Origin of the sequence: Pseudomonas sp. WC1 (assembly GCF_050586565.1) — a bacterium.
Taxonomy (GTDB): domain Bacteria; phylum Pseudomonadota; class Gammaproteobacteria; order Pseudomonadales; family Pseudomonadaceae; genus Aquipseudomonas.
The window spans coordinates 36,055-43,052 of sequence record NZ_JBOBDQ010000050.1 but is presented as its reverse complement, the minus strand read 5'-3'; the positions used below and the strand labels follow the sequence as shown (position 1 = coordinate 43,052).

General features: G+C 63.4%; 6 protein-coding genes and 5 tRNA genes. 8 read left to right on the top strand and 3 right to left on the bottom strand.

From position 1 onward, the window contains the following. The first annotated feature begins 46 nt into the window (after positions 1-46). Together ACQ4OD_RS20325 and ACQ4OD_RS20320 are read left to right on the top strand one after the other, a co-directional pair. Positions 47-934 carry an ATP-binding protein gene (locus ACQ4OD_RS20325; RefSeq protein WP_139672670.1) on the top strand — a complete coding sequence of 296 codons (888 nt, stop codon included), beginning with the start codon at positions 47-49 and terminating at the stop codon, positions 932-934. Then, a complete protein-coding gene (locus ACQ4OD_RS20320) occupies positions 935-1,417 on the top strand; it encodes a GAF domain-containing protein (RefSeq protein WP_046856554.1) in 483 nt (160 codons plus the stop codon). A 36-nt stretch (positions 1,418-1,453) separates the two neighbouring features. Here ACQ4OD_RS20320 and ACQ4OD_RS20315 read toward each other — a convergent pair whose 3' ends face one another. Next, positions 1,454-2,221 carry a hypothetical protein gene (locus ACQ4OD_RS20315; RefSeq protein WP_046856553.1) on the bottom strand — a complete coding sequence of 256 codons (768 nt, stop codon included), beginning with the start codon at positions 2,219-2,221 and terminating at the stop codon, positions 1,454-1,456. A gap of 432 nt (positions 2,222-2,653) precedes the next feature. Here ACQ4OD_RS20315 and ACQ4OD_RS20310 point away from each other — a divergent pair. From ACQ4OD_RS20310 to ACQ4OD_RS20285, 6 genes are all read left to right on the top strand, one after another. Further along, positions 2,654-2,729: transfer RNA gene (locus tag ACQ4OD_RS20310), tRNA-Glu, on the top strand. Between the two features lie 4 nt (positions 2,730-2,733). Then, positions 2,734-2,809, top strand: a tRNA-Gly gene (locus ACQ4OD_RS20305). A 92-nt stretch (positions 2,810-2,901) separates the two neighbouring features. Next, a tRNA-Glu gene (locus ACQ4OD_RS20300) sits at positions 2,902-2,977 on the top strand. Between the two features lie 4 nt (positions 2,978-2,981). Beyond that, positions 2,982-3,057, top strand: a tRNA-Gly gene (locus ACQ4OD_RS20295). Positions 3,058-3,137: 80 nt separating this feature from the next. After that, positions 3,138-3,213, top strand: a tRNA-Gly gene (locus ACQ4OD_RS20290). Between the two features lie 248 nt (positions 3,214-3,461). Then, positions 3,462-3,686 carry a hypothetical protein gene (locus ACQ4OD_RS20285; RefSeq protein WP_110698183.1) on the top strand — a complete coding sequence of 75 codons (225 nt, stop codon included), beginning with the start codon at positions 3,462-3,464 and terminating at the stop codon, positions 3,684-3,686. A gap of 68 nt (positions 3,687-3,754) precedes the next feature. Here the strand turns inward: ACQ4OD_RS20285 and ACQ4OD_RS20280 are convergent, their stop codons facing one another. Further along, positions 3,755-4,165 (bottom strand): PA2817 family protein, encoded by a 411-nt coding sequence (locus tag ACQ4OD_RS20280; RefSeq protein WP_430944831.1) that lies wholly within the window; start codon positions 4,163-4,165, stop codon positions 3,755-3,757. A gap of 232 nt (positions 4,166-4,397) precedes the next feature. Then, entirely contained in the window at positions 4,398-6,845 is a 2,448-nt protein-coding gene (locus ACQ4OD_RS20275; RefSeq protein WP_430944830.1) for an acyl-CoA dehydrogenase, read from the bottom strand. Positions 6,846-6,998: the final 153 nt, after the last annotated feature.

The following is a 6,998-nucleotide window of genomic DNA, read 5'->3' as shown; positions in this document are numbered from 1 at the left end:
TGGGGCGCGCAGCGGCCCCAAAAAACTGAAATCAATAGGAGTCGCCATGGACGCCCGCCTTACCGCTTTTCTCGAGCGCGCCGAATCGGTCCTCGCCCGCCTCGAACCCCTGCTGCCGGCCCCGCGTCCGGACATCGACTGGACCCGCACCCTCGCCGCCCGCTGGCAGCGCGATGGCCGCAGTGGCTACCTGATGCCCCTGGAGGTCAGCCTCGATATCCGCCTGTCCGACCTGATCGGCGTCGACCAGCAGCGCGAGCAGTTGGGCCGCAACACCCACCAGTTCATCAACGGCCTGCCGGCCAACCACGCCCTGCTGTGGGGTTCGCGCGGCACCGGCAAGTCGTCGTTGGTGCGCGCGCTGTTGGCCGAGCACGCAGGCGTTGGCCTGCGCCTGATCGAGATCGAGCGTGACCACCTGGCCGACCTGCCGCGGGTGGTTGAGCAGCTGCACAAGCTCGAACAACGCTTCATCCTGTTCTGCGACGACCTCTCGTTCGAGGCCGGGGAGGGCGACTACCGGGTGCTCAAGAGTGTGCTCGACGGCTCGCTGGAGCAGGCCCCGGACAACGTGCTGCTATACGCCACCTCCAACCGCCGCCACCTGGTGCCGGAGAAGCAGAGCGACAACGAAAACTGGAAAATGGTCGACGGCGAGCTGCACCCCAACGAAGCGGTGGAGGACAAGATCGCCCTGTCCGACCGCTTCGGCCTGTGGCTGTCGTTCTACCCGTTCAGCCAGGAGCATTTCCTCAACGTGGTCGAGCACTGGATCGGCCAGCTGGCGCGCCCGGCCGGGCTGCGCTGGCAGCGTGACGAAGCCCTGGACATCCTCGCCGTGCGCTGGGCCACCGGCCGCGGCAACCGTAATGGCCGTTGTGCCTATCAGTTCGCCCGCTATTGGGTCGGGCTGCAATTGCTGGAGCAGAAATAAATGATCGACCTCAACGCCAGTGGCCAAGGCCTCGATGGCTACGACCTGCTGGCCGCGCAAGTGCAGGCGCTGTTCGCTGACGAACGCGACTTCATCGCCAATGCCGCGCAGTTCTCGGCGTTTCTCTACAACCAGGTGGAGGACCTGAACTGGGCGGGCTTCTATATCAATCGCAACGAAGAACTGGTGCTCGGCCCGTTCCAGGGCCAGGTGGCCTGTGTGCGCATTCCGTTCAGCCGTGGTGTGTGCGGCGCTGCGGCGGCCACCCGTAGCACCCAGCGAGTGGAGGACGTCCATGCCTTCCCCGGGCATATCGCCTGTGACAGTGCGTCGAACAGCGAGCTGGTGATTCCGCTGGTCAAGGCGGGCAGGCTGATCGGCGTGCTCGACCTGGACAGCCCGAAGCTGGCGCGCTTCAGCGCGGCCGACCAGGCAGGGCTGGAGCGCCTGGTCGAGGTGTTCCTCGAGTTGACCGACTGCTGAAATGAAAAGGGGCTGCACAGCAGCCCCTGAGGCGTATCAATCGTAGATGACTTTCTTCTTCCAGGTCTCGTCCTCATCGGTCTTGAGCCCCTGGGTCAGCGCATTCTGGTCGTTCTCCGCCGGCTCCATCTGGTCCAGCACCTGGGCGTTGGCCCGGTTCAGCAGTTTCTCCATATAAGTCAGCTGCTCTTCGTACTGCTTGGGCTCCGGCTGCTTGCGCAGGTACTGCACGCCACGCTCGAAGGCCAGGCGCGCCTGGCCCGGCTGGTTCTGCTGCAGGGCCTGTTGGCCAAGGTTGTTGAAGAACTCGATATGCAGCAGCACCAGGATATGGCGGATCTCCTTGACCCAGTACTTGCCTTCGTTGGTCGCCAGGAAACCTTCCTGGGTGGCACGCACGATCTGGTTGTGCAGCAGCTCGAGCAAAAAGCGCACGTCCTTGGCCTTGACCTCGGTGTGGATCGGCGCGGGCGGGTTGCTCACCGGTATGCGCTCGCCCAGGCCAATCAACCCCTCCAGCTCGGCGATACGGGCCTTGAGGTCGCCGCTGTGCTTGTCCAGGGCCAGCTGGCGCTGGTTGAGGTTCAGTTCGAGGCGGGTCAGCAGCAGCTTCAGCGCAGGCGTCATGAACTGCCCAGGGAAGGTCTCGGTGATCTCGCCGCAGCGGCGCAGGCGGTCGGCCAGTTCGACCTTGAGCCGTGCACGCTCGAGCTTGCCGTTTTCGACCACATTGTTCAGGTAGCCGATCACGATCAGCAGCGCGATACCTGCAACGATAAGCAGGGTGATCAGAAGTGGTGTCACCGTTAACGCCTCATGAAGAAGTTTTGCATCTATCGAGAGTGTAGTGAGTCCGCCCGAAAGCGAACAGTGCAGCCCGGCGGAACAGCCTGCGCTCCATTGAATCTGTGGCGGATTCGTGGGAGCGGGCTTGCCCCGCGATGAGGCCCTCAAGCCTTACCTCTATCTATCGGCCCGTAATCCAAAACCTACAGATGCTGGCACATCGCTACGAGCTTGCCGAGCCGGCGTCAGAAAAGCAACGCCAATCCCCGGACGCATCCTGCATCACTGCCCATGACGACGGGAAGTCATTGATTTAAATAAATTTCTACAAAGGGGTTGACGACCCTGCGAGGCATCCATAGAATGCGCGCCACTTGCAGCGTAAAGCACACAGCGAAACGCGGCAGGGAGTGAAAGCAAGCAGTACTTAATAGGTAGTGCGAGCAGCGTGTCCCCTTCGTCTAGTGGCCTAGGACACCGCCCTTTCACGGCGGTAACAGGGGTTCGAGTCCCCTAGGGGACGCCACATTGCGGGAATAGCTCAGTTGGTAGAGCACGACCTTGCCAAGGTCGGGGTCGCGAGTTCGAGTCTCGTTTCCCGCTCCAGTTTCTCCGGCACTGCTTCGGCAGGGCAGGAAAAGAAAATCCAGGCTGAATCGTGAGGTTCATGTTCTGGTGCGCTGAAAAGCGTCGGCTTAGTCCCCTTCGTCTAGTGGCCTAGGACACCGCCCTTTCACGGCGGTAACAGGGGTTCGAGTCCCCTAGGGGACGCCATATTGCGGGAATAGCTCAGTTGGTAGAGCACGACCTTGCCAAGGTCGGGGTCGCGAGTTCGAGTCTCGTTTCCCGCTCCAGTTTCAACGCATCGTTTCGGCGGTGCCGGTGGTGAAGGTCTTCAAGGCGCTTCACGCCACATGCGGTAAAGCTTCACCCTGCGGGAATAGCTCAGTTGGTAGAGCACGACCTTGCCAAGGTCGGGGTCGCGAGTTCGAGTCTCGTTTCCCGCTCCAAATTGAAAACGCCACTTCGTTTGAAGTGGCGTTTTTTTTTGCTCGAATGATTGGTTCTTGGGGCGAGCTGGCTCGGCACACCTATCAATTTTACTAGTTGGCTAATGTCGTCTGGGGGCGTACAACGGCATGGCGCTACTCGTTACGAGCCCGATGTTCGTACTCGTTCCATCAGTTATTACTCTGTCGGGGGAGAATGTTGGGCGCACCTGATTTCACTCCATTCTGTCTTGAACAAGGAAGGAGCAATGACCGTGACGATCGAAAAGACGGATTTGGAAGTCCAGCTGGAGATATGTAAACGGGCGGTCGATGCTTGGAGGCGTTATGAAGAAAGTAAAGGGCAGCACCCCCCTTCGCAGGTAGAGCGACTTCGACTGGAAGCCGAGTTCTTATTTTCTTCGGCGCATCATTTTTTTAGGGGCAAGGCTGGTATTCCCCCTGACTTGCTAGATCGTGATTTGTCAGAGTGAGTTCACTTGCCCCGCTCTGGCGATTTGGGTTCCCGGCCCAGATGAGGCCGGGATGCATCTATATCAGATCAGTGAATATCACTCTGAGCAGGCTTGGCTAGCAGTTGCTTTTCTTGATGCCAATCAAACGCTTCGCCGTTCTGCTCTGCTTCGTACCGGCGCTCTTCTAGCGTCTGGTAAAGCTCCAGCTCTTCATCCGGCATGAAATGCAGGCAGTCGCCGGCAAAGAACCACAGCAGGTCGCGCGGCACCAGGTGGGCGATCTGCGGATAGCGCTGGATCACCTGGCAGATCAGGTCCTGGCCCAGGTACTGGCTTTGCAGCGGGTCTTGCGGTAGCAGGGTGAGCAGTTCGTCGAAGCGCTCGAGGAACAGGGCGTGGCTCTCCTCCGGGACCTGTTCGGCTTCACCCAGCGCGGCCAGGATGGTGCGCAGGTGGTGGAGCAGTTGCAGGTGGTATTCCAGGTGGGGGGTGGCCATGGCGGCGCTCCTCGGTGGTTGAAACGGGGGGCGGAGTATACGCCGGTTGGCCGAGGGAGGCACCCGGCGTTGATCGTCAGGGCACTTGTGTTGCTGGTACCGGCCTTATCGCCGGCAAGCCGGCTCCCACAGGTACTGCGCAGGCCTTGAAACCGATGCGACCGGTGTGGGAGCCGGCTCGTCGTGGCGACGAACCGCGGCGAAAGGGCCGCACAGCGGCCCCGTCGTCCGATCAGCGAATCTTGCCTGTCACAGGCTCCAGTTGCGCCTTGTCGAACGCATCCACATCGATCACCACCCGACGTGCCTGCTCGGCTTGATGCAGGCGCTGGCCTTCCTCCGCCTGCAGCACACCCGCTTCGATGGCGGCGTCGATCACCGATTGCCCGGCTGCCGCCTGCACCTTGCCTTCCTTGACCGCCTGATGCAGCGCCTTGTGCAAGGGGGCCGCATCGTCCAGCAGGTCACAGGCCGTCTGTAGCGCGGCCACCGGGTCGCCCTCGGCCTGAGGCCTGAAGCAGCCCTCCAGCACGGCTTCCAGCGCCGGGTCGCCTTTGCGCCGGCCGATCAACGCCGCCACCTCGGCATCCAGCTCATCGCTTGGCCCGGTATGCCTGCGGCCAAATGGGAACACCAGCACGCGCAGGGCGCAGCCGATGAAGCGGTTGGGGAAGTTGTCGAGCAGCGCGGCGAGCGCCTTTTCCGCCTGGCCCAGGTTTTCCTCCAGCGCCCAGCGCAACAACGGGCGCAGGTGCTCGGGCGAGCCCAGGTCGTGGTAGCGCTTGAGCGCGGCGCTGGACAGGTACAGGTAGCTGAGCACATCGCCCAGCCGCGCGCTCAGACGCTCGCGGCGCTTGAGCGCGCCGCCCAGCAGCATCATCGACAGGTCGGCCAGCAGCGCGAAGGCCGCCGCCTGGCGGTTGAGGGCGCGGAAGTAGCCCTGGCTCAGGGCGTCGCCCGGGACCTTCTCGAAATGCCCCAGGCCCAAACCCAGCACCAGGGTGCTGGCGGCGTTGCCGGCGGCGAACAGGATGTGCTGCATCAGCAGGTCGTCGAACTCTTTGAGCGCCTGGTCATGGTCCTCGCGCCCGGCCAGGGCCATTTCCCTGAGCACGAACGGGTGGCAGCGGATGGCGCCCTGGCCAAAGATCATCAGGTTGCGCGAGAGAATGTTGGCGCCCTCGACGGTGATGAAGATCGGCGCGCCTTGCCAGCTGCGGCCCAGGTAGTTGTTCGGGCCCATGATGATGCCCTTGCCGCCGTGCACGTCCATGGCGTGCTGGATGCATTCGCGGCCGCGCTCGGTGAGGTGGTACTTGAGGATCGCCGACAACACCGAGGGTTTTTCGCCCAGGTCCACGGCCTGGGCGGTGAGCAGGCGGGCGCTGTCCATCAGCCAGGCGTTGCCGCCGATGCGCGCCAGCGACTCCTGGATGCCCTCGAAGGCGGCCAGCGGCACGTTGAACTGTTCGCGCACGCGGGCGTACTGGCCGGTGACCAGGCTGGTGTACTTGGCCGCGCCGGTGCCGACTGCGGGCAGGGAGATGGAGCGGCCCACCGACAGGCAGTTCATCAGCATCATCCAGCCCTTGCCGAGCATTTCCTGGCCGCCGATCAGGCAGTCCAGCGGCACGAACACATCCTTGCCGCTGTTGGGCCCGTTCATGAACGCCGCGCCCAGGGGCAGGTGGCGTTGGCCGATCTCCACGCCCGGCAGGTCGGTGGGGATCAACGCCAGGCTGATGCCCAGCTCGGCCTGCTCACCCAGCAGGTGCTCGGGGTCGTAGGCCTTGAAGGCCAGGCCCAGCAGGGTGGCCACCGGGCCGAGGGTGATGTAGCGCTTCTCCCAGTTCAGGCGCAGGCCGATGACTTCCTCGCCTTGCCACTGGCCTTTGCAGATGACGCCGGTATCGGGCATGGCGCCGGCGTCGGAGCCGGCCAGGGGGCCTGTGAGGGCGAAGCAGGGGATATCGTCGCCGCGGGCCAGGCGCGGCAGGTAGTGGTTGCGTTGCGCCTCGGTGCCGTAGTGCAGCAGCAGCTCGGCCGGGCCCAGGGAGTTGGGCACCATCACCGTGGAGGCCAGGTCGCCGCTGCGGGTGGCCAGTTTCATCGCCACCTGCGAGTGGGCGTAGGCCGAGAAGCCCTTGCCGCCGTATTCCTTGGGGATGATCAGGGCGAAGAAGCCGTGCTGCTTGATGAAATCCCAGGCCTGCGGCGGCAGGTCGAGGTCCTGGCCGATCTGCCAGTCGCTGACCATGGCGCACAGTTGCTCGGTGGGGCCGTCGATGAAGGCCTGTTCTTCCTCGCTGAGCTTGGGCGCGGGGTAGTCAAGCAGGGTGTCCCAGTCGGGGCGGCCGCTGAACAGGTGGCCGTCCCACCACACGGTGCCGGCATCGATGGCTTCGCGCTCGGTGGGCGACATCGGCGGCAGGGTGCGCTGGAACCAGCTGAACATTGGCGTGGTGAACAGTTTACGGCGCAGCTCCGGCAGGGCGAAGAAGGCCGCCTTGGCGGCGATCACTACCCAGATCAGCGCCAGCAGCCAGCCTGGCGCGGTGCTGAAGATGCCCATCAGCAGGGTATAGGCGGCGATGGCCGCGAGGATCTGCAGGGGCGCCAGGCGCCGGTGCAGGAGATACGCGGCGCCAAGCACCAGGACCAGCAACCACAACAGCAACATGATTCTTCCTCCTTGGAAGCGGGCGTTAGGCCGACCCACAGAGCTTAGACGCGCTGGGGTGGATGGCCTGCTTAGAAGACTGACCGGGTTCTGTAGCGGGAGTTCGGTGGTGGTTGATGGATCCTGGGGCTGCTGCACAGCCCTTTTCGCCGG

Coding starts and splice junctions, on each gene's coding strand:
- ACQ4OD_RS20325 (WP_139672670.1), top strand. CDS start 47: ATGGACGCCCGCCTTACCGCTTTTCTCGAGCGCGCCGAATCGGTCCTC.
- ACQ4OD_RS20320 (WP_046856554.1), top strand. CDS start 935: ATGATCGACCTCAACGCCAGTGGCCAAGGCCTCGATGGCTACGACCTG.
- ACQ4OD_RS20285 (WP_110698183.1), top strand. CDS start 3,462: ATGACCGTGACGATCGAAAAGACGGATTTGGAAGTCCAGCTGGAGATA.
- ACQ4OD_RS20280 (WP_430944831.1), bottom strand. CDS start 4,165: ATGGCCACCCCCCACCTGGAATACCACCTGCAACTGCTCCACCACCTG.
- ACQ4OD_RS20275 (WP_430944830.1), bottom strand. CDS start 6,845: ATGTTGCTGTTGTGGTTGCTGGTCCTGGTGCTTGGCGCCGCGTATCTC.